This window comes from Acidovorax sp. CCYZU-2555, from assembly GCF_018413525.1.
GTDB lineage: Bacteria > Pseudomonadota > Gammaproteobacteria > Burkholderiales > Burkholderiaceae_C > Comamonas.
In genome coordinates, this window is the sequence record NZ_JAHCDD010000030.1 from 1 (window position 1) to 24,382 (window position 24,382).

Below are 24,382 nucleotides of genomic sequence, written 5' to 3' on the forward strand. Positions count from 1 at the left end.
CGCCACGCCCCTGGGCCGGCTGCATGCCAGGCGCTGGCCGGCGCAGGACGCGACCGACGCGCGCATTCCCATCGTGCTGCTGCACGATTCGCTGGGCTGCACGCAGCTGTGGCGCGATTTTCCCGCCGCGCTGGCGCGCGCCACGCGCCATCCCGTGATCAGCTACGACAGGCTGGGCTTTGGCGAGTCTGACGCCCACCCCGGCGTGCTGGACGTGGACTTCGTCGCCAGCGAAGCCCAGGTCAGCTTTGCCGCCGTGCTCCAGGCGTTCGCCATAGACCGATTCATGGTGTTCGGCCACAGCGTGGGCGGCGGCATGGCGGTGTCGATTGCCGCCGCGTATGGCGCGCGTTGCCAGGCGGTGATCACCGAGTCGGCGCAGTCGTTTGTCGAGGCGCTGACGCTGGAGGGCATTCGCGCGGCGCGCGATTCGTTTGCCGTGCCCGGGCAGATGCAGCGGCTGGACAAGTACCACCCCGGCAAGGCGCAATGGGTGCTCGATGCCTGGGTCGATACCTGGCTTTCGCCCGCGTTTCGCGACTGGAATCTGGACGCGGCGCTGGCGCGGGTGCGCAGTCCCATGCTGGTGTTCCAGGGCGCCGACGACGAGTTCGGCTCGGCGCGCCAGCCCCAGCGCATGCTCGATTTGGCGGGCGCGCCGGTGGAGCTGGTTTTGCTGCCGGGCTGCGGCCATGTGCCGCACCGCGAGTGCACGGCCCAGGTGCTCGAGCGCGTGCAGGCGTTTGTTGCTGTCCACTGCGCGGTGGTTTGATTTGCATCAAACGGCCGGTATTTACAGGGCAATAATCGCCAGCGTTAATGGCGCGCGCATTGACAGTATTCGGCCGCGGGAACTACATTGTTCCGACGATGTCCGAATTCATGCCGAACAATACCAGCCCCCAGCAGCACGATTATGTGTTCTCCGGCCAGATAGGCCATTTGCTGCGGCGCGCCTACCAGCGGCACACGGCGCATTTTCAGCAGCATATTCCCGATTCTCAGCTGACGACGGCGCAGTTTGTCGTGCTGTGCGCGGTGCGCGACCAGCAAGGCTTGTCGCTGGCCGATATTGTCAAGGCGACAGTAATAGACCAGGCGACGATTCGCGGTGTGGTCGAAAGGCTGCGCCAGCGCGCATTGATCGCCGTTGAAAACGACCCGGGCGACAGGCGCAAGGTGGTGATCCATCTCACACCCGCGGGCCGGGATCTGGTGCATGACATGGCGCCTTTTGCGCAGCAAATCAGTGCCAGCACCTATGGGCCCTTGAATGCCGCCGAGCGCGTGGCGGTCGATTTTCTCTTGCGCAAGATGCTTTTGGCCTAGGCGTCAAAAGCAAAAGCCTGCGCAAGACAAAGTCTCGCGCAGGCTTTTTCATGCGGCTAGAGCGCGGGTATCAATCCAGCGCGCGGTTGCGCGACTCGACGTCGACCGACCAGATGGCGATCGCCCCGCCGACCAGCATCGCCGACAGCACGAACAGCGACAGCGTGAAGTGGGTGGTCATGATGGGGGCGATGATCGCGGGTGCGAACAGGCCGCCGAAACGCGCGACCGCACCTGCCATGCCCATGCCGCTGGCACGCAGGCTGGTGGGGTAGACCTCGGGAGTGAACGCATACAACGCGCCCCAGGTGCCCAGCAGCGAGAAGCTCATCAGCAGCGTGGAGCCTACGACCACGGGCGTCGAGGTGCCCAGGCTGTACAGCAGGCAGCCGATGGCGCTCAGCAGCAGGAAGCCGATCAGCGTGGGCTTGCGGCCCCAGCGCTCGACGCCATAGGCCGACAGCGCAAAGCCGGGCAGCTGCACCAGGGCCAGCACCACCAGGAATTCCTGGCCGCGCATGAAGCCGAAGCCCGAGCTCGCGAGCTGTATGGGCAGGTAGACGAACACGCCGTAGTAGGCAATCGAGATCAAGGCCCAGGCCGCGAGCAGACCGATGCTGCGGCGGCGCAGCTCGTTGGAGAAGAGTGCGAACACTGACTTGCGTTCCTGCTTCTCAGGCTGCAGCGCGGGAATCTTGACCTGGCTGCCGTTGACGTCGGCCACGCGTTGCAAGACTTCGCGCGCCTGGTCCGACTTGCCGTTGCGGTTCAGGAACATCGGCGATTCGGGAATGTAAAAGCGCAGCACCACACCGATCAGCGCCGGAATGCCGGTCACGAAGAAGATCAGGCGCCAGGCGTCGTCACCCCAGGCGACCGCAACCAGCGACAGGATGGCCAGGAAGATCGTGCCGATTGCCCAGAAGGACTCGAGCAGCACCAGCCAGCGGCCGCGCTTGTTGCTCGGCAGGAATTCGGCCATCATCGTGTAGTCGACGGGCAGCGTGCCGCCGACGCCTATGCCGGTGAGGAAACGCAGGAACAGCAGCCAGCTCAGATCGGGTGCGAACGCCGAGGCGACGCCGGCGCAGGCATCGATGACCACGGCCATCATCAGCACCGGGCGGCGGCCTATGCGGTCGGCGAGCCGGCCGAACACGAAGGCACCGATCAGCATGCCGATGAAGAACAAGGTGCCCGTGCTCAAGGCCTGGGGCATGGTGATGCCGAAGGTCTTGGCGATGGACGGGGCGCTGAAACCAATGGACAGCACCTGCATCGCGTCAGCGAGCCATACCAGACCGAAAATCACGAAAAGACGATATTGGAATTTTCCGACCCCGGCGGTCTGTATTCCTTTTTCGACGGAAATCAATGTAGCTGACATGTAAAGGTCCCTTGGTAAATCTTGGCGATGTTTTTAAGCCGTGGGTCTGGAGGCCAGGCCTCTCGATATTTCAGCGGCTTGTGTTGGAAGATTCATCCCCGGGCTGTATTCGCAGCCTCCAGGGAAATAGCGCTGGTCCGGATTGAATGCAATGGGCTGGTTTGCCGGAACTCCTCATCGATGCCTGAAAAAGGATTCCAGGCCGGGGCCGGTTTCCGCGGTGTGTGATTTCATTTTTTTCAATGCGCCGCGGCGGCCGCGCGCAGTTTGCTGATCGCCGTCGTGTCGTGGGGCCAGGCTTTTTCCTCCGGTGCAAAACGTGCGCGTAAATAGCGCGTCAAATCCAGAATCTGGGCGTCGTCGAGGCTGTCCTTGAATCCCGGCATATGGCCTAGCGCTTCATTCGCCGGCGCCTGTATGCCGTGCAGGATCACTTGCACCAGGTTGTCGGGCGTGGCCGCGTGCAGGTTGGTGTTGAGCGCCAGCAGCGGCTTGACGCCAAACAGCGTGGGGCCGCTGCCCGCTTCGTGGCAGACCGCGCAGGCGTTCTGGTAAATGCGTTCGCCGTTGACATGTTGGCCGTAGACCGGGGCGGCGGGCGTCGCGACCGCCAACGGGGCCGCAGCGGTTTGCGTTGCGGGCTGGGCCGTGGGCTGTGCGCCGGTCGCGGGCAGTTCCAGCAGATAGGTGGTGATGGCGCGCAAGTCGCTGTCGGGCAGCTCGGCCAGGCCGTGGATCACCGGCGCCATGGGGCCGGCGGCGACGCCGTGCTGCGGCGAGAAGCCGGTGCGCAGGTATTGGTAGAGCGTGTCGCGCGTCCAGGGGCGCTTGCCTTCGGCCAGCTGGTTGAGCGCGGGCGCCTTCCAGCCTTCGGCTTCGCCGCCGCCCAGGTAATGGATGCCGGACTTCTCGGCGCCCAGCGCATTGCGCGGCGAATGGCAGGCCGCGCAATGGCCTGCGCCTTCGACCAGATAGGCGCCGCGGTTCCATTCGGGCGTGCGCGCCGGGTCGGGCTTGAACGGCGTGGCGTCGTGGAACAGCGCGTTCCAGCCGGCCATGGCCGGGCGCAGGTTGTAGGGGAAGGCCAGCTGGGTCTGCGGTGCCTGGGCCTTGACGGGCGCCTGGGCCATCAGATAGCCGTAGAGCGCCTGCATGTCGCCGTCGCTGAGCTTGGCGAACGCGGTGTAGGGAAAGGCGGGATAGAGCTGGCGGCCGTCCTGGTGAATGCCTTGGCGCATCGCGCGCTCGAACGCGGCGAACGACCAGCGGCCTATGCCGGTCTCGTTGTCGGGCGTGATGTTGGTCGAGTAGATCGTGCCGAACGGCGTCTCCAGACCGAAGCCGCCGGCATTGGCCGCGCCGCCGGGCGCGGTATGGCAGACCACGCAGTCGCCCGCGGCGGCGATCAGCCGGCCGCGCTCCAGCGCCTGCGCGGAATACAGCGCCACGTCGGGGCCCGCAGTCAAGGGCAAGGCGGGCTTGAGCGGCCAGGCCATGGCGGCCATGCCGGCAACGCCCACGGCGCCCGCGGCCAGCCAGCCCCAGGGGCGTTTGCCCGGCGCGGCGCCGGCCGCGGGCGCGCCCAGGCTGCGGCGCAGATGCTCGGCATCGAACGGCACTTCGCGCAGGCGCACGCCGGTCGCATGGGCAATCGCATTGGCGATGGCCGCGGCCGCGGGCAGGGTCTCGACGCCGTCGAGGTCCAGCCGGCCCCGGGCGATCAGGCTGCCTTCGGGCAGGGCGGCCAGATCGGTGGACTGTGCGCGCGGCACCAGGCCCGTGGGCTGCGGGCTGTTCCAGTCGTCGAATGCCGCAGCCGTGCCCAGCAGCCGGCGCGCATTGGCCAGCAGTTGCGGGTCTTGCTCCTGCCATTGGATTTCGGGGCGCAAGCTCGCGCCTTGCGCCGCATGCAGCTGCTGGCTGTCGTGGCCCGCGACCACGCGCGTGACTTCGATCGCGCCGGTCTGCGGGTGCACGGCGACTTCGGCGACCCAGGCGCTCCAGACCATGCGCTCGGCGCCCGACGCATCCAGCGTCTGCAGCTGGGCGGTCGCAAAGCCGCGGCCATGGAGCCGGCCGTCGGTGCCGGTGGCTTGCGTGTCTTGTTCCGCTTGCGGCCATTGCGCGCGCTCGGCGACCTGGCGCGCGAGGTCCTGGGCCCGGCCCTGCAGATGTTCCATGCGATAGGCCAGCGGGTCCTGGCCCTGGGCCAGCGCCTGTTCGTGCCACAGGCTTTCCTGGGCGAACACCTGGGCGGCATTGAGGTCCTGCACGCCCGCATGTTGGGTGTCGGCAAACGTCTTGCGCGCCTGGACTTCACCCGCGTCGCGCACGCTGGCCTGGGCCGAGGCCCGCGCCAGTTCGGGCTGGCTCAGCAGCCGCGCAAGACTGGGGCGCACGGCCCAGGGGGCATCGGACAGCAGCGTGGCGGCAGATGCTGCCGTGGCGGGCAGTTGCAGTTCGGTCGATGGCGACGCTGCGGGCGCGGGCACGCGCAGCACCAGCGGCGCCTGGGCGCTGCCGGTCTGGCAGGCCACGCTGACGGGTCTGGCCACGGCCTGGGACAGCAAGGCGGCATCGGCCGCGGCGTCGAGCAGGTCGAGCAGATGCTGCGGCTCGGCCGCGCCCTCGGCGATCGCGGGGCTGATCAGTTGCAGCGCGGTTTCTGGCAGTTGCAGCAGCGCGGCGAGTTCGCGGCGCAGCGTGCGCAGGGTCTGGGCGCCGCAGCGCGGCAGCCAGACGCTGGCCTGGTCGTCCAGGCACCAGGCGACGACTTGATTGGCGTCGTGCAGGGGCGCGCGCGCCATCTGCCAGACATATTGGGAAGAAGGTTCGCTGGACGCGGCTTGCGCGGCCAATGGCATGGCCGTGCCTGGCGTCTGCCAGACAGGCGCGAGGCTGCTTGCGGCCTGCAGCGCGTAGACGGGCGTGGCCGCGACCACGCCGAGAAAATGTTGGCGCTGCACGGCCGCGACCACACCGGTCATGGCGCGCACCGCGGCGAGGTCGGCGCCCAGCAGTTCGCTGCCCTGGTAGCGCAGGCCGTTCCAGCGCGCCTGCGGCGGGCGCAGCGCCAGGCCGTGCAGCAGTTCGGCGGGCAGCGCCGGGGCGGCGGCGTTCGAATGCAGGGACAGGCTCATTGCTTGCCCTCGGCAGCGATGGCCGCAGCCCTGCGCAAACGCGCGGCGCGCAGCGCGGCCTGCATGATTTCGACATGCGTGCCGCAGCGGCACAGGTTGTGGTGCAGCTCGTTGCGCAGCTGCGCCTCGGTGGGATCGGGGTTGCGGCGCAGCAGGGCTTCGACGGTCATGATCATGCCGTTGAGGCAGTAGCCGCATTGGGCCGCCTGGCAGTCGATGAAAGCCTGTTGCGTGGGGCCGGGCCGGGCGCGCGTGCCCAGGCCTTCGAGCGTCGTGACTTCGCGGCCTTGCGCGGCGCGCACCGGAATCACGCAGGAGCGCGCGGCCACGCCGTCGATCAGCACCGTGCAGGCACCACATTCCCCCAGTCCGCAGCCGTACTTGGGGCTGTTGAGCTCCAGGTCATTGCGCAGCACATACAGCAGCGGCGTGTCGGGCGTTGCCGGCGTCACGCAGTCGCGGCCGTTGACGCGCAGTTGCAAGGGGCTGGAGGAAGAGGTGGTGGCCATGCTGTGCTGTGGTTCGTGGGTGGGTCGCCGGGGCGTTCAGGCCGCGATCTTCACCTTGGGATCCACCAGGGGGGTGTTGAACACGTCGTAACCGAAGCACCAAGCAGGGTCTTCATTCGTGCGCAGCCAGGTGTTGTCGTGCGAAATGCGCTGCACCTTGCTGGCGCGTTCCGTGCGATTGGCTTCGTAGAGCGCGAACGCGAGTTCGTGGTTGTGCGCGCCGACTTCCTTGAGGCAGCGCGCGAGCATGGCGCCGTCTTCGATGGCCATGGCCGCGCCCTGGGCCATGTGCGGCTTCATCGGGTGGCAGGCATCGCCCAGCAGCACCAGGCGGCCGCGGCTCCACAGCGGCAGCGGGTCGCGCTCGAGCAGCGACCACTTGGTGACTTCGACGGTGGCGTCGATCAGCGCCTGCACCGTGGGGTGCCAGCCGTCGAACGTGGCGCGCATCTCTTCCTTGCTGCTGGGCAGCCAGCGGTCGTTGAGGTCCCACTGCTCGACGGGAACGCCGGTCACGTAGTACAGCTCGTCGGCCTTGCCGGTGACGAAGTAGGTCATCATGTGGCGGTCTTCGCTCCACCATTTGACGCAGGCGTCGAAGGGCAGCATGCCGGCCTTGACTTCGGGCGTGGGGAACACCGCGCGGTGCGCCAGATAGCCCGCGTACTTGGGCGGCTCCACGCCCAGCAGCTCTTCACGGATGCGCGAGTTCACGCCGTCGGCGCCGATCACGATGTCGGCTTCCTCGCTGGTGCCGTCGGCGAAGTGCATCACCACCACGTCGCCGCGGTCCTCGACCTGGGTCAGGCTCTTGTTGTATGCCATGACGCTGTCGGGCAGGGTGTCGATCAGCAGCGCATGGAAGTCGCCGCGGTGCACGGTCAGGTACGAAGCGCCGTAGTTCTTGACCGCGTAGTCGCCCAGGGGAATCTGGGCCATCACGTCGCCGGTCTGCCAGTGGCGGCTGTACCAGTAGTCGGGGTGCGAACCCTGGGCGTTGAGCGCGTCCTCGATGCCGATGCGGCGCAGGATCTTCATCACATTGGGTCCGACGTGGATGCCTGCTCCCAGCCGCGAGAAGCTCGGCGACTGTTCATAGACGCGGACATTGAAGCCTTCCTGGAGCAGCAACTTTGCGGCGGCGGCGCCACCGAGGCCGGCACCGACCACAGCGATACGGGGGGATTGAGACACTTGAAAACTCCTTGCTGGAATGAGGGAAAAGTCATGCGGCCTGGGCCGGTCATTGACCTGGTTGAGCAGATTCCGTGCCAGCCTCGAAAAAGACTTTATTGCGCGTGTACGCTCTATTTTTGAGCCGCTGCGAATGCACCAAGGAGAGGATTTCTACCTAGTTCCCGGGATTTTTTGGTGCATGTCCGCACCAAATCAACGATTTTTCCGGTTGGAACAGGGTTTTGATCTGGGCACGGGTTTTGCACTATTGAGCGTATACGCTTTATTCAGTAGTATCTTTCCACCTATTTCCTGAAAGCCAAGACCATGACCAAGACCTACCGTATCGGCCAGATCGTTCCCAGCTCCAACACCACCATGGAGACCGAAGTGCCGGCCATGCTGCAGGCCCATTCGCTGCTGCGTCCCGAAGACCGCTTCACTTTCCACTCGAGCCGCATGCGCATGAAGAAAGTGGTCAAGGAAGAGCTGGCGGCGATGGATGCCGAAAGCGACCGCTGCGCACTGGAACTCAGCGATGCGCGCGTCGACGTGCTGGGCTACGCCTGCCTGGTGGCGATCATGGCCATGGGCCATGGCTACCACCGCGTGTCGCAAAAGCGCCTGACCGAATGCACGGCGACCAACGGCGCGACCGCGCCCGTGATCACCAGCGCCGGCGCGCTGGTCGAAGCGCTCAAGGTCATGAAGGCCAAGAAGATCGCGCTGGTCGCGCCCTACATGCTGCCGCTGACACAGCTGGTGCGCGACTACATCGCCGCCGAAGGCTTTGAAGTCGTCGACTGGCGCGCGCTGGAAATTCCCGACAACCTCGATGTCGGTCGCCACGATCCCGCGCGCCTGCCCGGCATCGTCGCCGGCATGGACTACGGCGACGCCGACGTGATCGTGCTGTCGGCCTGCGTGCAGATGCCTTCGCTGGCGGCCGTCGCCCAGGTCGAAGCCGAGACCGGCAAGCCCGTGCTCACGGCCTCGATCGCCACCACCTACGCCATCCTCAAGGAACTGGGCCTGGACCCCGTGGTGCCGGGCGCGGGCGCGCTGCTGTCGGGCGCCTATCCTTACGACAAGGCCTGACCCCGCGGCCGCCCTGCACGGGCGGCTTTTTCGCCACAGCCCACCAGCGTTCAACATCCATGTCCACCACCACTTCCAGCACTTATCTCTACGGCGGCCAGGTCCAGGCCAACGGCATTCGCCAGCACTATCTGCGCTACGGCGGCAGCGCGGGCGCACGCGCCGAGCGCGACGCCGTGATCCTGATTCCCGGCATCACCAGCCCGGCCGTGACCTGGGGCTTTGTCGCCGAACACCTGGGCCGCCAGTTCGATACCTATGTGCTCGACGTGCGCGGCCGCGGCCTGTCGTCGTCGGGCCCGGGCCTGGACTACGGCCTGGACGCCCAGGCCGCCGACGTCAACGCCTTCGCCCAGGCCCTGGGCCTCACGCGCTTTGCGCTGATGGGGCATTCGATGGGCGGGCGCATCGCGGTGCGCGCCGCGCGCAGCCAGCCCCAAGGCCTCACGCGCCTGGTGATCGTCGATCCGCCGGTGTCGGGCCCGGGCCGACGCGCCTATCCCGCGGCCTTGCCCTGGTATGTGGATTCGATTCGCCAGGCGACGCTGGGAATGAACGCCGAACAGATGCGCGCGTTCTGCCCCACCTGGACCGATGAGCAGCGCCAGCTGCGCGCCCAGTGGCTGCACACCTGCCACGAGCCGGCCATCGTGCAAAGCTTCGAGGACTTCGGCCGCGACGATATCCATGCCGATCTGCCCCACCTGGCCCAGCCCTTGCTGCTGGTCACGGCCGAGCGCGGCGATGTGGTGCGCGACGCCGATGTCGCCGAATGGCAGGGCCTGGCGCCGCAGACCGCGCATGTGCGCGTGCCGGGCGCGGGCCACATGATTCCCTGGGACAACGAAGCCGGCTTCTACGCCGCGCTGGGCGATTTCCTCGGCGCCCAGGTCGACTGAAGCCGCCGCCATGTCCCTTTTCTTCACTCTGCACATGCCAAGGAGCACGCCATGTCCGTCAGCGATATCGATCTGATCCACGCCTGGAAGCAGGTGCTTGCGCTGTCCCAACTCGAGCCCGGCCAGATCGTCACGGTGCTCACCGGCGCCGACACCCACCCGCAGACGCTGCGCTGCGCGATCGCGGCTTCGAGCGAAATGGGCGCGCGCGTCAACCGGCTCGATCTGCCGCCCGTGAACGCCGAGAAATCGCTGAGCCGCGACGCGCTCGCCTATCTGGGCACGACGCCGCTCACGGGCAACCCGGCGGCGATCGCCGCGCTCAAGGCCAGCGATCTGGTGCTCGATCTGATGACGCTGCTGTTCTCGCCCGAGCAGCACGACATCCTGCAGTCGGGCACCAAGATCCTGCTGGCGATAGAGCCGCCCGAAGTGCTGTGCCGCCTCGTGCCCACGGCCGCGGACCGCACGCGCGTGCAGGCCGCGGCCCAGCGCATCGCGCAAGCGCGCCAGATGCACATCACCTCGCAAGCCGGCACCGACCTGCGCTGCCAGCTGGGCCATTTCCCGGCGATCAGCGAATACGGTTTCGTCGACGCGCCCGGGCGCTGGGACCATTGGCCCAGCGGCTTCGTGCTGACCTGGCCCAACGAAGGTGAAAGCAACGGCCGCGTGGTGCTGGACCGCGGCGACATCCTGCTGCCGCTCAAGGACTATGTGACCGAGCCCATCGAGCTGGTGATAGAGAAGGGCTTCGTGACGCGCATCAGCGGCGGACTGCAGGCCGAGATCCTCAAGGAATACATGGCCTCGTACGAGGACCCCGAAGCCTATGCGGTCTCGCATGTGGGTTGGGGCCTGCAGCCGCGCGCCCAGTGGTCGATGCTCGCGCATTACAACAAGGAAACGCATATCGGCATGGACGCGCGCGCGTTCGAAGGCAACTTCCTCTGGTCCATGGGGCCGAACAACGAAGCCGGCGGCAGCCGCACCACGGCCTGCCACATCGACATCCCCATGCGCCACTGCAGCGTCGCGCTCGACGGCCAGCCCATGGTGATAGCGGGCGTGGTACAGGATGAACAAGGACTGGCGCGCGCCGCGCGCCGCAAGGAGATCGCATGACCGAACAACGGATTCCCACCGAAGGCGTGGCCGGAGACATCTCCGCCTATGCGCGCCAGGGCTTTGGCACGCCGCTGGCGCTCAAGGCCCCGTTCGGCCTGCTGATCATCGACTTCGTCAACGGCTTTGCCGACCCGGCGGTGTTCGGCGGCGGCAATATTCCCGAAGCGATCGCGCAGACCCAGGAGCTGCTGGCCCATGCGCGCGCCCAGGGCTGGCCCGTGGCCCACAGCCGCATCGTGTTCTCCGACGACGACGCCGACAGCAATGTCTTTTGCCTCAAGGTGCCGGGCATGCTCACGCTCAAGGAAGACAGCCCGGCCAGCGCCATCGTGGCCGAACTGGCGCCCGCGGCGGGTGAATACGTGGTGCGCAAGAGCACGCCGTCGGCGTTCTTCGGCACCATGCTCGCGCCCTGGCTGGCCCAGCGCGGCGTGCAGACGCTGCTGGTCGCGGGCTGCGTGACCAGCGGCTGCGTGCGCGCCAGCGTGGTCGATGCGATGCAGTCGGGCTTTCGCCCGCTGGTCGTAGCCGACTGCTGCGGCGACCGCGCGATTGGCCCGCATGAAGCCAATCTCTTCGACATGGCGCAAAAATACGCGGCCGTGATGCCGCTGGCCCAGGCCATTGCCGATACCGACGCGCTGTCGCGTTGATCGGCCGGCATGCGGGCCCCGCGCCCGCATGCCCTGATTTTCTTTTGTAGCCCGCCATGACCCTGCCCCAGCCCACCGTATTGCACGACCAGTTGCTCACCCGCCCCGGCACCTTGCTGGTGGTGCGCGCTCCGGTCGCGCCGCCGCGCCCGATTCCCGGCCAGCCCGGAACGGCGTCGGACTATGTGCAGTCCACGCCCGAGATCTTTGTAGCGGTGCTCGCGGCGCAGCAGGGCTGGCGTGCCATGGCCTTCAATGGCCATGTGGACCTGGGCACGGGCATTCGCACGGCGCTGGCGCAGATCGTCGCCGAGGAGCTCGAAGTGCCGCTGGCCCAGCTCGAAATGGTGCTGGGCCATACGGCGGCCGCGCCCAACCAGGGCCCGACGATTGCCAGCGCGAGCATACAGATTTCGGCCGTGCCGCTGCGCCGCGCCGCGGCCCAGGCGCGCGAACAGCTGCTGGCGCTGGCTGCGCTGCGCTGGGGCGTGGCGGCCGAGCAACTGCAGGCGCGCGATGGCGTCATCCGCTTTGCCGATGGATTGGACGCGCGCCGCGTCGATTACGGCGAACTGCTGCAAGGCCAACAGATTCAGCTGACGCTGGCCGCGCCCGAACAGCCCGTCAAGCTCAAGCCCGCATCCGAGTACCGGCTGGTGGGCAAGGGCGCGGCGCGCGTCGACATTCCCGCCAAGGCCACGGGCGAGCTGAGCTTTGTGCACGATGTGCGCGTGCCGGGCATGCGCCATGGCCGCGTGCTGCGCCCGCCCCACCCGGGGCGCGACGGCGGCGACTTCATAGGCCATTGCCTGATCGATGTGGACCGCGCATCCGTGGCCCATTTGCCGGGCCGTGTCGAGGTGGTGGTCGAAGGCGACTTTGTCGGCGTGGTCGCCGACCGCGAGGAGCAGGCGATCGCCGCGCTGCGCGCGCTGCGCGTGCACTGGAAACCCGTGCCGCCCGCGCCCGATCTGGGCGACCTCGAAGCCGCGATTCGCGCCAATCCCGCGCAGCGCCGCGCGCTGGTCGATCAGGGCGATGTCGCGGGCAGCAGCGCGCGCGCCGCCACGCATCTGCAGCACAGCTATGTCTGGCCCTACCAGATGCATGCGTCCATTGGCCCGTCGTGCGCCGTCGCCGATTTCCAGGGCGGCCAACTCACCGTCTGGGCCGGCACGCAGAACCCGCACATGCTGCGCACCGACCTCGACCGCCTGCTGCAGCTGGGCGAAGGCCGGATCGATATCGTGCGGCTCGAAGCCGCGGGCTGCTACGGCCGCAACTGCGCCGACGATGTCTGCGCCGACGCGGCCTTGCTGGCGCGCGCCGTGGGCGCGCCGGTGCGCGTGCAGCTCACGCGCGAACAGGAACACCAGTGGGAGCCCAAGGGCACGGGCCAGCTGATGGACGTGGGCGCGGCCATCGATGCCGACGGCGAACTGCTGGCCTATGACTTCGCCGTGCGCTATCCCTCGAACGACGCGCCCTTGCTCGCGCTGCTGCTCACGGGCCGCGTGGCGGGCTCGCCGCGCACGCTGGAAATGGGCGACCGCACGGCCGTGCCGCCCTACCGTTACCGCGACCAGCGCATCGCCAGCCACGACATGGCGCCGCTGGTGCGCTCGTCCTGGCTGCGCGGCGTTTCGGCCCTGCCCAATTCGTTCGCCCACGACTGCATGATCGATGAGCTCGCGCAGGCGGCCGGCGCCGACCCGGTCGACTTTCGCCTGCGCCATCTGGACGACACGCGCGCCAGCGAACTGCTGCAGGCCACGGCCCGCCATGCCGACTGGCAGCGCGGCGCCCGGGGCAGCCGCGGCCGGCTCGCGGCCGACGGCTGGCTGCATGGCCGCGGCGTGGCCTATGCGCGCTATGTGCACAGCCGCTTTCCGGGCTTTGGCGCGGCCTGGGCCGCCTGGGTGATCGACCTGCGCGTGGACCCGGTCAGCGGGCGCATCGAGGTCACGCGCCTGGTCGTGGGCCAGGACACGGGAATGATGGTCAACCCCGACGGCGTGCGCCACCAGATCCACGGCAATGTGATCCAGACGCTGAGCCGCAGCCTGATGGAGAAGGTGGGCTTCGACGCGGCCGGCGTCAGCAGCCGCGAATGGGGCGCCTACCCCATCATCGGTTTCAAGGCCTTGCCCGACATCGAAGTGCTGCTGATGCCGCGCCAGGACGAGCCGCCCATGGGCGCGGGCGAGTCGGCTTCGGTGCCCGGCCCGGCGGCGATCGCCAACGCGCTGTTCGATGCCACGGGCCGGCGCTTCTACGCCGCGCCGTTCACGCCCGATGCGGTGCGCGCGGTGCTGGGCCGCTGATTTCTTGCGCCCGCTTTAGCCGCTAAAAACGGCGGCGAATGTCCGCGCAATTCATGCCCATGAAGATGGGCATGGTGCGCGTGGATTTCGTTATATCGGATGCCGCTGGCTATACTGCCTGCGCCTTTTGCGTGCCGCATTGCGCAGGGGGCAGCCGCCCCGCAGGCCCTGGCGAACGCCCCCGGATAGAGCGGCTCAAGGCAAGCTTCGCTGCATGACAGGGAGGATGGATATGAATCCACCGAACAGGTCCGAGTACGCCGCCGACGGCGCGGCGCAGGTGCAGGAGACGCAGCGCGCCATCCTGCTGTGGGTGCCTTTCGCGCACAAGGACCAGGCCAAGGCCTTGGGCGCGAAATGGGACCGCCAGGCCCATGCCTGGTATGTGCCGGCGGGCATGGACGCCGCGCCGTTCGCGCAGTGGACGCAGCGCCAGGCCGAGGAGCCCGCGCACGAAACGCAGCGCCAGCCCGGGCGCGAATACCTCGACGTTCCGTATGGCGAGCGCAAGGCGGCCAAGGCCGCGGGCGCGGTCTGGGATCCCCTGGCCCGCTGCTGGTTTGTCGGCCCGCACTGCGATCGGCACAAGCTCGCGCGCTGGCAGCCGGACCAAGCCGCTGCCGGCGAAGTGCCGACCGCGCGCGAAGCTTTCGCCGCCGCGCTGCGCGCCATGGGCTGCGTGGTCAGCGGCGAGCATCCGCTGATGGACGGCGAGCGCCATGGCATTGGCGTGGAGGGCGCGGTGCACGGCATGCACATCGGCGCGGCTGCGCCCGATGACGCCGACGAAGCGGCGTTCTATGTCGCCCACCTCGAAGGCCGGCCGCACGGCTATATCCGCAACTTCAGGACCGGCATCGATATGCAGTGGAAGGCGAGGGCGGTGGTGCTGTAGCCCAGCGCGTCCCGTCACGTGCGGGACGGCGTTTGCGCCGCGGCAATGCTCCAATATTTTTCAACGAGGCGGCCCAGCCGGGGCGGCCCGCAATCCCACAAGGACGAAAAATGTTTGCTGAACCTTCCGCGAAGACCCGGGACCTGCTGCAGCGCCTGAACGCGTTCTTTGACGAACACATCTATCCCAACGAAGAACGCTATCTGCGCGAAATGGACGCGTTCCGCCGCGCGGGCAATGCCTGGCAGGTGTCGCCGCTGATCGAGGAACTCAAGCCGCTGGCGCGCGAAGCCGGCCTGTGGAACATGTTCCTGCCGCACGAGTACCGCGGCGTTCCCGGCATCTCCAATCTCGACTACGCACCGCTGTGCGAAGTGATGGGCCGCGTGACCTGGTCGGGCGAAGTGTTCAACTGCTCGGCGCCCGATACCGGCAACATGGAAACCATTGAGCGCTACGGCACCGAAGCGCAAAAGGACCAGTGGCTCGAACCGTTGCTGCGCGGCGAGATCCGCTCGGGCTTTCTGATGACCGAGCCCGCCGTGGCCTCGTCGGACGCGACCAATATCCAGTGCACGATTCGCCGCGAAGGCGACGAGTACGTGATCAACGGCCGCAAGTGGTTCTCGTCGGGCGCGGGCAGCCCGCATTGCCAGATCTTCATCGTCATGGGCAAGACCGACACCGAGGCGCCGCGCCATGCGCAGCAGTCGATGGTGCTGGTGCCGCGCGACACGCAAGGCGTCACGGTGCTGCGCCACCTGTCGGTGTTCGGCTACGACGACGCGCCGCACGGCCACATGGAAGTGCTGCTGGAGAACGTGCGCGTTCCCGTGGCCAACATTCTGCTGGGCGAAGGCCGGGGTTTTGAAATTGCCCAGGGTCGCCTTGGCCCCGGACGCATTCACCACTGCATGCGCTCCATAGGCGCTGCCGAGCGTGCGCTGGAGATGATGTGCGACCGGCTCAATGCCCGCGTGGCCTTCGGCCGCAAGCTGTCGGAACAATCGGTCTGGCACGAGCGCATCGCCGAGTCGCGCTGCATGATCGACCAGGCGCGCCTGCTGACGCTCAATGCGGCCTACAAGATGGACACCGTGGGCAACAAGAATGCACGCGCCGAGATCGCGATGATCAAGGTGGTCGCACCCAATATGTCGTGCAAGGTCGTCGACTGGGCGATACAGGCGCATGGCGCGGCCGGCGTGAGCCAGGACTTCTGGCTCGCCGAAGCCTATGCCCACCAGCGCACCGTGCGCATCGTCGACGGCCCGGATGAAGTCCACCGCAATGCCATCGCCAAGCTGGAGCTGGCCAAGCGCACGGCGGCTTTGCCGCGTTGAGTGCAGCAGGCGGCACAGCCGCCTGGCCCGCGCGCTCAGCGCGATGGCGTGGGCGCTGAATCGGCGTTGCGCTGGCGCAGCCACAGGCCCAGGTCGGCGGGGCTCAGCGGGCGCGCAAACAGAAAGCCCTGCGCCACCGGATAGCCTTGCTCGCGCAGCAACTGGTTTTGCGCGGGCGTTTCAATGCCTTCGGCGACCACCGTCAGGTGCAGGCTTTTGCCTATGCCCAGGATGGCCGCGCTCAGCGCCTGCGCGGCCTCATCGTTTTCGAGGTCGGCCACAAAGCTGCGGTCCAGTTTCAGCTCGCTGACGGGAAGACGGCGCAGATAGCTCAGGCTCGAGTAGCCCGTGCCGAAGTCGTCCATCGACAAGCGTATGCCCTTGGCATGTACATCGGCAATCGTCTTCATGGTGCTGGGATTGGTGTCGAGCAACACGCTTTCCGTCAGTTCCAGCGTCAGGTCCTGTGGCTGCAGCGCATTGACTTCCAGCATGTCGGCAATCATGCGCGGCAGGTCCAGATTGTGAAAGCTGCTGGTCGACAGATTCACCGAGACCGCGGGCACGGCCAGCCCCTGCGCACGCCAGGCCGAAAGCTGGCCGCAGGCCTCGCGCAGCGCCCAGTGGCCCAGGTCGGCCACCAGTCCGCATTCCTCGGCCAGGGGAATGAAGCGCGCCGGGGAAATCTCGCCCAGCTCCGGGTGGTTCCAGCGCGCCAGCGCCTCGACGCCCGTGAGCTGGCCCGTGGTCATGTCCACTTGCGGCTGGTAATGCAGGTGCAGCTGTTTGGAGTGGATCGCGTGGCGCAGCGCCGTTTCCAGCGCCAGGCGCTCCTGCGCCAGCTGGTTCATCTCGCTGCTGAAGAAGCTGAAGCACCCGCGGCCGCTGCTTTTTGCCTGGTACATGGCCATGTCGGCGCGGTGCAGCAAGGTCTCCATGTCGCGGCCGTCGTCGGGGAACATGGCGATGCCCACGCTGGCCGATGCCGACAAGGCCAGGCCGGCGATGGTGACGGGCGCGCTCAGATCGACCAGCAGCCGTTCCACCAGGTCGGTGACCTGGTCGGCATGGCATTGCGACAGCACCACGACAAACTCATCGCCCGAAAGTCGGCCGGCGATGTCCGAGCCGCGCAAGGTCTGCTGCAGCTTGGCGGCAATCTGGCGCAGCAGTTCGTCGCCGGCCGGGTGGCCCAATGAGTCGTTGACTTGCTTGAAACGGTCCAGGTCGATGAACAGCACGGCCAACTGGTCGCTGTTGCGCGCCGCGGTGGCGATCGCCTGGTCGGCCTTGGCCTGCAGCAGGCTGCGGTTGGGCAAGCCTGTCAGGCCGTCATAGAAGGCGAGCTGGCGTATGCGCTGGCGCGCATGCTCGCGCTCCAGCGCCAGCGAACACAGATGCACGCAGGCATCGACCATCAGCTGATGAAACAGCTGGGCCGCGTGAATGCGCGGGCTCTTGAAGTAGAAAGCGAAGGTGCCGACGACGCGCCCCAGGCTGTTGTGAATCGGTGTCGACCAGCAGGCGGCAAAGCCCAGCGGCGCGATGCGCTGCGCGTGCACCTGCCAGTCCGGGGCCGTGGCATCGGCGCGCACGGTGTGCTCGCACCAGGTCGACCCGCCGCAATAGTCGCTCGGCAAGCCCGGGCCGACCAGCGGCTGCAGCACGCCCTCGTCGCTGACGGACAGAATCGACGCGGTGATCTCGGGCGAAATGCGCTCCACCTCGCGGCAGATCAACTGCAGCACTTCGCACAGCGGGCTTTCTTTCACCATGGCCTCGAGCACGCGATGCTGCAGCACCTCATGCATCTTGGCGCGGGTGATGTCCGTGAGCGTGGTCACGGTGTAAGTCACTGCCTGGGAGTTGGCGGCGCGGATGGGGTTGCTGATGGCCTTGGCCCAATAGCGTCGCCCGTCCTTGCTGACCACAATCTCCTCGCGTTCAACCGATTCGCCGCGGCGCAAGGCGCTGCGATAGCTGGACGCGAACTCCTCGTTCACATGCGGTGCCAGCAAGGCGATCGGCGCCCGGCCCTGGACTTCATCGAGTGCCCAGCCGAACATGCGGCTGAAGCCGTTGTTGATATAGACGATGCGCGCATCGCTGTCGCTGATGACGACCGCCGTGCCACTGGCATCCGCGACCATGGACAGCCGCTGCAGATGTTCGGTTTGCGCCTGCTCGCGCTGCAGCCGCGCCGTGATGTCGGTCGCGATCTTGAGAATCTGCCGCACCTTGCCCTGGGCGTCCAGCACCGGAGTGTAGGTGGCTTCGAGCCAGCAACTGCTGCCGTCCTGGCGCAGCCGCTCCGCGAGTCCCGTACGTGCCTTGCCATCGCGCAGCTGCGGCCAGAAGTTGCGGTACTCGGCGCTCGCGGCAAAGGCGGCGGTGCAGAAGCTGCTGTGGTGCCGCCCCATGACTTGCTCACGCGTGTATCCCAGCAGTGCCAGGAAGTTGTCGTTGGCCCGGCTCAGCGAACCATCCAGCTCGAACTCGGCAATCGCCATCACACGATCCAATGCACTCAACTGTGCCAGCTGCTGCGCAACGGGGTGGGTGATTTCCTGACATTGCGACATGCGCACTCCCTGGGGTGGGGCCTTGCGCAACCGGCAGGCCCGCTTGACATCCTGGCCATGGGGCGCCGCGGGCGCCACAGGGCTCGGATGTTTCTGTTGGATGAATGTCCAGCCGAGCCGCGCGCGGCCTTCAGACGCTGGATGCTGCCGAAACGGCAGCTGACATGGGCTCAATGCGCCGCAAGACGCGGCGCCGCGCCGGCAATGGCCGGCAGTTGAAACAGCGCTACCGACTCGGTCAGGCGTTGCGTCTGTGCCTGCAGCGAGCTGGCGGCCTCGGCCGCCTGCTCCACTGCAATGGCGTTTTGCTGCGTGATCTGATCGATCTGCATGACGGCGGTGTTTATCTGCTCCAGCCCGGTGGCCTGCTCGGCGCAAGCGGTGGCTATTTCATTGACCAGGGCCGACAGGCGACGCACGGCTTGCAGCGTTTCGTCCATGGTGGCGCCCGCGACCTCGACCTGTTGCGCGCCTTGGGCGACGCTGGCATTGGAGGTGGAAATCAAGGTCTTGATGTCCTTGGCCGCGACGGCGCTGCGCTGGGCCAGCACGCGCACTTCGCCCGCCACCACCGCAAAGCCGCGGCCTTGCTCGCCGGCGCGCGCGGCCTCGACGGCCGCGTTGAGCGCCAGGATATTGGTCTGAAACGCAATGCCGTCGATCAAGGACGTGATGTCATCGATGCGCTTGGAGCTTTCGGCGATCTTGCGCATGGTGGCCACGGCCTCCTGCACGGCCCCGCCCCCGCGTTGCACGGCGTGCGTCGCCTGCTGCGACATGTCGCGGGCCTTGTTGGCGTTCTGCGCGTTGTGGCGAACCGTGGCCGAGAGCTCTTCCATGCTTGATGCGGTCTGCACCACGGACGAGGCCTGCTCGTCGGTGCGCGCTGCCAGGCGCACATTTCCCTCGGAGATTTCCGACGCCTCGCCATTGATCTGCACCACGCCGTCACGCACCGAGCCTACCGTGCGTGCGAGGCTGGCCTGCATGTCCTGAAGATGGGGAATGATCTGCCCTATGCAGTTTTTGCCAAATGAAGTAATCGGTTTTGTGAGATCGCCCGATTCAATGCGTTGAAAATGGGCCTTGATATCGTCCAGCGGCTTCTTGACGCAGGCCACGATATAGCGGTCACCCAGAAAAACAATAATCAGGCAAATGGCCAAAATGAAGGCCGCAATCGACATTGTCATTTGCCGGTCATTGGCGGCAGTTTTTGCGCGCTGCAGTCCCTGTTCCTGTGCATGGGTTTCATAGCGGGAAAGCGATTCGGAAAAGGCGCGGCTGGCGGGCACCACGACGGCGATTTCGTGCGCATCCGCCTGGGTGAAATCGGCCGCGGCGAGCAAGGCGCGCTGTTGCTGTATGCCTTCGTTCATCACGCGATGGAACTCGGCTTGCAAGCTGCTCAGCAGCGCGGCAGGCGCATGCTGCCTGGCATTGAGCAGGAAATTCTCGAAATGCCGGGTCGAGGTTTCGACCGCTGCATCCATGCTTTTTGTCTCCGCCGCGAGGCCCGCCTGGTCGCCCGACTGGGCATAAGTTTTTTGCCGCGCCATGCGCAGGCGCGCGCGCAAAAGCTGGTCGTTCGCGCGGTGCAGCTCGGTGGTCTCCTGCTGCAGAAGCTGGTTTTGCTGCTCCAGCGCCTGCGCATTTTGCAGGCTGCGCGCATTGAGCAGCAGCATTACACCTATCAAGGTGCTGATCAGTAAGAGCACATATATCACCATTTTTCTAACGGTAATGTCTCTGAGCATTTGGCGCATTTTTGGCTGCTTTGACAAGGCTTGCTGAACGGATTTTCTATATCAGCAATTGGGGTGAATCCTGGGTGCAGGGAATATCGTTTCCGACCGTGGGATGTGTGATGCGACGTGAAATCTGACAACGGCGGTCGAGCCCGCTGCGGCATCGAGATCGGTTTTCAGTCGTTTCCAGTTCTGGAAAGTCAAGCAGCCAACATTGGTAAAAACCCTTGATAGCGCTACGCGGCGATTGTTGCACAGACAGAAAAATTCGCTACACACCGCGCCAGAAATCACAAATTTTGACAATTGGGCGCCGGCCTGCGCCTCCCGTCGCGTGTGCCTGCGGATGGTACGCGCGACGCCATTTTTTGCGCTGTCCGCATGGCGCACGGCGTTGCTTGCGGGTCACGCGTGTTTTCCCTGGAGCCAAAGCCTGCGCGAATTCCTATTATTACTTGCCGGCCGACAAGTAAACATTGGAAGGCAGCCGGGGCACTGCAGCATGCAGGTCCGCAAAAACGTAGACACATACGAGGAGACATATCTTGTTGAAATTCAATGCATCGCGCGCGCTGCGCCCATCGCCCCTGACCCTGGCGCTTGCCGCCACCCTGTGCACCGGCTTGCCGGCGCTGGCCCAGCAGGCCCAAAAGGAAGAACTGCGACAGATCACGACCCCCGCGGGCGGCCTGGCCGCCACGCCGTCGAGCAGCGTCAGCATCTATGGCCTGATCGACACCAGCGTGGGCTATGTGTCCAGCCCCAACGGCCGCATCACGCGCGTCGACAGCGGCCATATGAACGGCTCGCGCCTGGGCTTCAAGGGCAGCGAAGACCTGGGCGGCGGACTGCGCGCCAACTTCCTGCTGGAAATGGGCATCAACAGCGATTCGGGCACGCTGGGCCAGAACCAGGGCGCGGGCGCCAAGGGCTTTGGCCGCGGCGCGCTGATCAGCCTGACCGGCAACTTCGGTGAAATCCGCCTGGGCCGCACCGTGACCGCCATCAGCTCCGAAGTGCAGGCCGTGGGCGATGCCTTCGGTCTGGGCGGCGGCGGCAATCTGCAGGGCATTCAGCCCGCGTCGGGCCGCGTCAACAACAGCATCTGGTACCAGACGCCGTCCATGGCCGGCTTCATCGGCAAGGTGTCGTACGCGCCCGGCGAAACTTCTCCGGCCCCGGGCAGCGGCCTGGGTTCGAGCACGGGTTCGAGCAGCGCGGCCGCGCTGTTCTATGCGAACAAGGCGCTCAGCGGCGCGCTGTCGTACACCGTGCACAAGCACATCGTCGACGGCAGCAGCGTCAAGTGGTTCAACTCCAGCCTGGCCTATGACTTCGGCGCGGCCAAGGTGTTCGGTTCGTTCGCGATGTTCAAGAACCCCAGCGCGGCGATCACGCCGGCCACGCAGGCCGCGGCCGACAACAACCTGGGCTTCGCGGGCTTCCCCACGGTGGGCTACTACGCCGGCCAGGACGACCGCAGCGCCTCGCTGGGCGTGGCCGTGCCGTTCGGCCAGAGCACGGTGCTGGCGCAGGTGATCCATGTCAACGACCGCGGCCCGCTCAACCGCGATGCGACGCAGTTCGGCGTGGCTTATCTCTATGCGCTGTCCAAGCGCACCAGCCTCTACGCCGACTACGGCCGCGTGAAGAACCGCAACGGCTCGGCCTACGCCCTGACCGGCGCCACCAGCCAGGCCGCACCGGGCCGCAATGGCAACAGCGATGCGCTGCATCTGGGCATTCGCCACGCGTTCTGATACGCGCGGGTGAACTTGCTTAAGGCCGGGACTTGGGTTCCGGCTTTTGCCGTGTGAGGTCATGGAATTGTGAACGGCCATGTCCTCATGGTTTGAGTACAGGCCGTTCATCCTTCGACGCGGCCGGCGAGGCAGGCTCAGGACGAACGGGGGTAGATGCTCGCTGTTTCTTCTTCATGCATTGCAAGACCTTGGCGCGCTTGATATGTCGCGACTTACTTAAAAAGAACAACGAATGGCCGTTCGCCCTGAGCTTGTCGAAGCGCGTCTCCATCCTCGGCCAGCGCGCCCCCTCATTCCTTGCCGCCCACGGCTAACCATGAACGGCCTGTCCTGTAGACATCGTCAACTGCCCATGTCTTCATATTTCCCCCACCTCCACCCCGACTGGCTTTCCCTGCACCAGGAAGAAGTGCTGGAGCCCGCCTTGCCCATCATCGACGCCCACCACCATCTGTGGGAGACGCCCGCGTTCACCTATGCGCGCGCGCAGTTGGAAGAGGATGTGGGCAGCGGGCATGCAGTGCGGGCGACGGTGTTTGTCGAGTGCCTGTCGCATTACCGCGCCGCTGGCTCCGAGGTGCTGCGGCCTGTAGGGGAGACCGTATATGTGCAGAAAAGCTGCGCCGGCACGCCCCTGTGCGCAGGCATTGTCGGCTGGGCCGATCTGCAGCTGGGCGATCGGGTGATGCCGGTGCTGGAACAACATATCCAGGCCGGCCAGGGCCGCTTTCGCGGTGTGCGCAGCCGGCCCACCTGGCATGCGGATCCGGCGATCCATACGCCGGGCGCGGGCCATGCCGAGGTCTTGCTGCAGCCGCAGGTGCAGCAGGCGGTGCGCGCGCTGGGGCGGCTGGGGCTTACGCTCGATCTGTGGGTCTACCACTCGCAGCTGGGGGATGTTGCGCGGCTGGCCGCGGCCTGTCCCGGCACGACGCTGGTGCTCAACCATTGCGGCGGGCCGCTGGGCGTGGGGCCGTACGCGGGGCAGCGCCAAGCCGTGCTGAATGACTGGCGGTCGCAAATGCAGGCGCTGGCCGCGCACCGGAATATCGTTGTCAAGCTCGGCGGGCTGGCCATGCCGCGCTGCGGCTTTGGCTGGCATGAAGCGGCGCGGCCCGTGGGCTCCGAAGTGCTGACCCAGGCCTGGGCGCCTTATATAGAACACTGCATCGCGGTGTTTGGCGTGCAGCGTTGCATGTTCGAAAGCAATTTCCCCATGGACAAGACCGGCTGCAGCTATGTCACGCTGTGGAATGCGTTCAAGCGCCTGGCCGGGGGGGCGAGCGCCAGCGAAAAGGCGGCGCTGTTTGAAAGCACGGCGGCCCGCGTCTACCGGCTCTAGGGCAGGGCGCGGGCAGGCCTGACGCTCAGCGGCCGGTGTAGACCGGGTCGCGCTTTTCGAGGAAGGCGCGTTGCGCTTCCTTGGAGTCTTCGGTCTTCGACAGCGCCACGGTATTGCCCTGCTCGTAGCGGTAGGCGTCGCGCGAAGGCATGACCAGCGTCATGCGCGCGGCTTCCTTGGCCAGGCGCATGGCGATGGGGCTCTTGGAAGCGATGTCGCGCGCCATTTCCATGCAGTAAGGCATGAGTTCGTCGGCGGGCAGGCAGGCTTCGACCAGGCCCAGGCGGTACAGCTCCTGCGCCGAGACTTTCATGCCCGTATAGAACATGCGACGCGCGCGCGACTGACCGAAGACTTTCTGCAGAAAGGTCACGCCGCCGGCCAGGCCCACATTGATTTCGGGCATGGACACATAGGCGTCTTCGGACGCGACCCAGATGTCCGAAGCCATCACCAGGCCAAAGCCCGCGCCCAGCGCCGGGCCGTTGATCGCGGCGATGATGGGTTTGGAGCATTCGACCACGGCGTAGTACGACTCGCGCACGCGGCGGTTGTGCGCGCCGTAGGCGCCGGCGACACCGGCCAGGTTGGGGCGTTCACGGATGTCGGCGCCCGCGGAGAAAGCCTTGCCCGCGCCGGTCAGCACGATGCAGGCCACGTCGTCACGGTCCGACAGCAGGTCGAACACGCGCGTGATTTCCTCGCGCAGTTCGATGTTCTGCGCATTCACGGGCGGGCGGTTGAGCGTGACCACGGCCACGCCGGCGTCGACGGTCAGAGTGATGGTGTTGAGTTCCATGAAAGTCTCCTTGTTGTGGGTGCAGCAAATCGGTTCACTGTCAGCATTTACCTGCCGAAAGGTAAGTGCATGCGCCATGCTAACCGCTGATTTGCCGCATCGCAAGTCACCTTGGTGCCAGTCCTGCGCAGAGGAAAGCACCCGCATCCGCCCCTGCAAATACCCGCAAAAAATGCGGCCGGCAAGCATGTTTCTCCCTAGGGTTTCGGACTTTTTTGCCAGCGTTTTGCGCGGGGGATACTGCTATCCTTTGCTTACTTACCTGTC

At 66.4% G+C, this 24,382-nt stretch carries 18 protein-coding genes and 1 pseudogene; 11 read left to right on the forward strand and 8 right to left on the reverse strand.

Annotated features, from left to right (window positions below; genetic code table 11):
- Nucleotides 1-772, forward strand: a 772-nt coding sequence (locus tag KHY18_RS12275; RefSeq protein ID WP_249729091.1) for an alpha/beta fold hydrolase, incomplete at its 5' end; no start/stop codon positions are given.
- 110 nt (nucleotides 773-882) lie between these two features.
- Nucleotides 883-1,329: a MarR family winged helix-turn-helix transcriptional regulator gene (locus tag KHY18_RS12280; RefSeq protein WP_213300124.1), complete on the forward strand. Its 447-nt coding sequence runs from the start codon at nucleotides 883-885 to the stop codon at nucleotides 1,327-1,329.
- Between the two features lie 70 nt (nucleotides 1,330-1,399).
- Here the strand turns inward: KHY18_RS12280 and KHY18_RS12285 are convergent, their stop codons facing one another.
- The 4 genes from KHY18_RS12285 to KHY18_RS12300 form a co-directional block, all read right to left on the reverse strand.
- On the reverse strand, nucleotides 1,400-2,716 hold the full coding sequence (locus tag KHY18_RS12285) for an MFS transporter (protein WP_213300002.1): 1,317 nt from the start codon (nucleotides 2,714-2,716) through the stop codon (nucleotides 1,400-1,402).
- A gap of 239 nt (nucleotides 2,717-2,955) precedes the next feature.
- A complete protein-coding gene (locus tag KHY18_RS12290; RefSeq protein ID WP_213300005.1) occupies nucleotides 2,956-5,856 on the reverse strand; it encodes a cytochrome c in 2,901 nt (966 codons plus the stop codon).
- Nucleotides 5,853-6,365, reverse strand: coding sequence for a (2Fe-2S)-binding protein (locus tag KHY18_RS12295; protein WP_213300008.1), 513 nt, complete (start codon nucleotides 6,363-6,365; stop codon nucleotides 5,853-5,855). Before KHY18_RS12295 ends, KHY18_RS12290 begins: the two co-directional genes overlap by 4 nt.
- A gap of 36 nt (nucleotides 6,366-6,401) precedes the next feature.
- Nucleotides 6,402-7,559: an FAD-dependent monooxygenase gene (locus KHY18_RS12300; protein ID WP_213300011.1), complete on the reverse strand. Its 1,158-nt coding sequence runs from the start codon at nucleotides 7,557-7,559 to the stop codon at nucleotides 6,402-6,404.
- Nucleotides 7,560-7,868: 309 nt separating this feature from the next.
- Here KHY18_RS12300 and KHY18_RS12305 point away from each other — a divergent pair, with 309 nt between their 5' ends.
- From KHY18_RS12305 to KHY18_RS12335, 7 genes are all read left to right on the forward strand, one after another.
- Nucleotides 7,869-8,639 (forward strand): maleate cis-trans isomerase family protein, encoded by a 771-nt coding sequence (locus tag KHY18_RS12305; protein ID WP_283771324.1) that lies wholly within the window; start codon nucleotides 7,869-7,871, stop codon nucleotides 8,637-8,639.
- A gap of 59 nt (nucleotides 8,640-8,698) precedes the next feature.
- Nucleotides 8,699-9,538: an alpha/beta fold hydrolase gene (locus tag KHY18_RS12310; RefSeq protein ID WP_213300014.1), complete on the forward strand. Its 840-nt coding sequence runs from the start codon at nucleotides 8,699-8,701 to the stop codon at nucleotides 9,536-9,538.
- A gap of 51 nt (nucleotides 9,539-9,589) precedes the next feature.
- Entirely contained in the window at nucleotides 9,590-10,663 is a 1,074-nt protein-coding gene (locus tag KHY18_RS12315; RefSeq protein WP_213300017.1) for a 2,5-dihydroxypyridine 5,6-dioxygenase NicX family protein, read from the forward strand.
- The gene (locus KHY18_RS12320; RefSeq protein WP_213300020.1) at nucleotides 10,660-11,319 is read left to right on the forward strand and encodes an N-carbamoylsarcosine amidohydrolase; all 660 of its coding nucleotides are present in this window, start codon (nucleotides 10,660-10,662) and stop codon (nucleotides 11,317-11,319) included. Before KHY18_RS12315 ends, KHY18_RS12320 begins: the two co-directional genes overlap by 4 nt.
- 56 nt (nucleotides 11,320-11,375) lie before the next feature.
- Nucleotides 11,376-13,643: a xanthine dehydrogenase family protein molybdopterin-binding subunit gene (locus tag KHY18_RS12325; protein WP_213300023.1), complete on the forward strand. Its 2,268-nt coding sequence runs from the start codon at nucleotides 11,376-11,378 to the stop codon at nucleotides 13,641-13,643.
- A gap of 232 nt (nucleotides 13,644-13,875) precedes the next feature.
- A complete protein-coding gene (locus tag KHY18_RS12330; RefSeq protein WP_213300025.1) occupies nucleotides 13,876-14,538 on the forward strand; it encodes a DUF5710 domain-containing protein in 663 nt (220 codons plus the stop codon).
- A 110-nt stretch (nucleotides 14,539-14,648) separates the two neighbouring features.
- Nucleotides 14,649-15,881 (forward strand): acyl-CoA dehydrogenase family protein, encoded by a 1,233-nt coding sequence (locus KHY18_RS12335; RefSeq protein WP_213300028.1) that lies wholly within the window; start codon nucleotides 14,649-14,651, stop codon nucleotides 15,879-15,881.
- Between the two features lie 35 nt (nucleotides 15,882-15,916).
- On the opposite strand, the gene KHY18_RS12340 is transcribed toward KHY18_RS12335, so the two are convergent.
- The 3 genes and pseudogenes from KHY18_RS12340 to KHY18_RS27090 form a co-directional block, all read right to left on the reverse strand.
- Nucleotides 15,917-18,463 (reverse strand): sensor domain-containing protein, encoded by a 2,547-nt coding sequence (locus KHY18_RS12340; RefSeq protein WP_213300031.1) that lies wholly within the window; start codon nucleotides 18,461-18,463, stop codon nucleotides 15,917-15,919.
- 170 nt (nucleotides 18,464-18,633) lie between these two features.
- Entirely contained in the window at nucleotides 18,634-19,452 is an 819-nt protein-coding gene (locus KHY18_RS27085) for a methyl-accepting chemotaxis protein (RefSeq protein ID WP_249729096.1), read from the reverse strand.
- Between the two features lie 330 nt (nucleotides 19,453-19,782).
- Nucleotides 19,783-20,229, reverse strand: a pseudogene (locus KHY18_RS27090) (Tar ligand binding domain-containing protein); the annotation flags it as partial.
- Between the two features lie 527 nt (nucleotides 20,230-20,756).
- Between KHY18_RS27090 and KHY18_RS12350 the strand changes: the two are divergent.
- On the forward strand, nucleotides 20,757-21,971 hold the full coding sequence (locus KHY18_RS12350) for a porin (RefSeq protein WP_213300037.1): 1,215 nt from the start codon (nucleotides 20,757-20,759) through the stop codon (nucleotides 21,969-21,971).
- 355 nt (nucleotides 21,972-22,326) lie between these two features.
- Nucleotides 22,327-23,316 (forward strand): amidohydrolase family protein, encoded by a 990-nt coding sequence (locus KHY18_RS12355; protein ID WP_249729092.1) that lies wholly within the window; start codon nucleotides 22,327-22,329, stop codon nucleotides 23,314-23,316.
- 25 nt (nucleotides 23,317-23,341) lie between these two features.
- On the opposite strand, the gene KHY18_RS12360 is transcribed toward KHY18_RS12355, so the two are convergent.
- A complete protein-coding gene (locus tag KHY18_RS12360; protein WP_213300043.1) occupies nucleotides 23,342-24,115 on the reverse strand; it encodes an enoyl-CoA hydratase/isomerase family protein in 774 nt (257 codons plus the stop codon).
- Nucleotides 24,116-24,382 lie beyond the last annotated feature (267 nt).

Coding starts and splice junctions, on each gene's coding strand:
- KHY18_RS12285 (WP_213300002.1), bottom strand. CDS start 2,716: ATGTCAGCTACATTGATTTCCGTCGAAAAAGGAATACAGACCGCCGGG.
- KHY18_RS12330 (WP_213300025.1), top strand. CDS start 13,876: ATGAATCCACCGAACAGGTCCGAGTACGCCGCCGACGGCGCGGCGCAG.
- KHY18_RS12295 (WP_213300008.1), bottom strand. CDS start 6,365: ATGGCCACCACCTCTTCCTCCAGCCCCTTGCAACTGCGCGTCAACGGC.
- KHY18_RS12320 (WP_213300020.1), top strand. CDS start 10,660: ATGACCGAACAACGGATTCCCACCGAAGGCGTGGCCGGAGACATCTCC.
- KHY18_RS12325 (WP_213300023.1), top strand. CDS start 11,376: ATGACCCTGCCCCAGCCCACCGTATTGCACGACCAGTTGCTCACCCGC.
- KHY18_RS12335 (WP_213300028.1), top strand. CDS start 14,649: ATGTTTGCTGAACCTTCCGCGAAGACCCGGGACCTGCTGCAGCGCCTG.
- KHY18_RS12290 (WP_213300005.1), bottom strand. CDS start 5,856: ATGAGCCTGTCCCTGCATTCGAACGCCGCCGCCCCGGCGCTGCCCGCC.
- KHY18_RS12305 (WP_283771324.1), top strand. CDS start 7,869: ATGACCAAGACCTACCGTATCGGCCAGATCGTTCCCAGCTCCAACACC.
- KHY18_RS12340 (WP_213300031.1), bottom strand. CDS start 18,463: ATGTCGCAATGTCAGGAAATCACCCACCCCGTTGCGCAGCAGCTGGCA.
- KHY18_RS12360 (WP_213300043.1), bottom strand. CDS start 24,115: ATGGAACTCAACACCATCACTCTGACCGTCGACGCCGGCGTGGCCGTG.
- KHY18_RS12355 (WP_249729092.1), top strand. CDS start 22,327: ATGTCTTCATATTTCCCCCACCTCCACCCCGACTGGCTTTCCCTGCAC.
- KHY18_RS12315 (WP_213300017.1), top strand. CDS start 9,590: ATGTCCGTCAGCGATATCGATCTGATCCACGCCTGGAAGCAGGTGCTT.
- KHY18_RS27085 (WP_249729096.1), bottom strand. CDS start 19,452: ATGCAGGCCAGCCTCGCACGCACGGTAGGCTCGGTGCGTGACGGCGTG.
- KHY18_RS12280 (WP_213300124.1), top strand. CDS start 883: ATGCCGAACAATACCAGCCCCCAGCAGCACGATTATGTGTTCTCCGGC.
- KHY18_RS12310 (WP_213300014.1), top strand. CDS start 8,699: ATGTCCACCACCACTTCCAGCACTTATCTCTACGGCGGCCAGGTCCAG.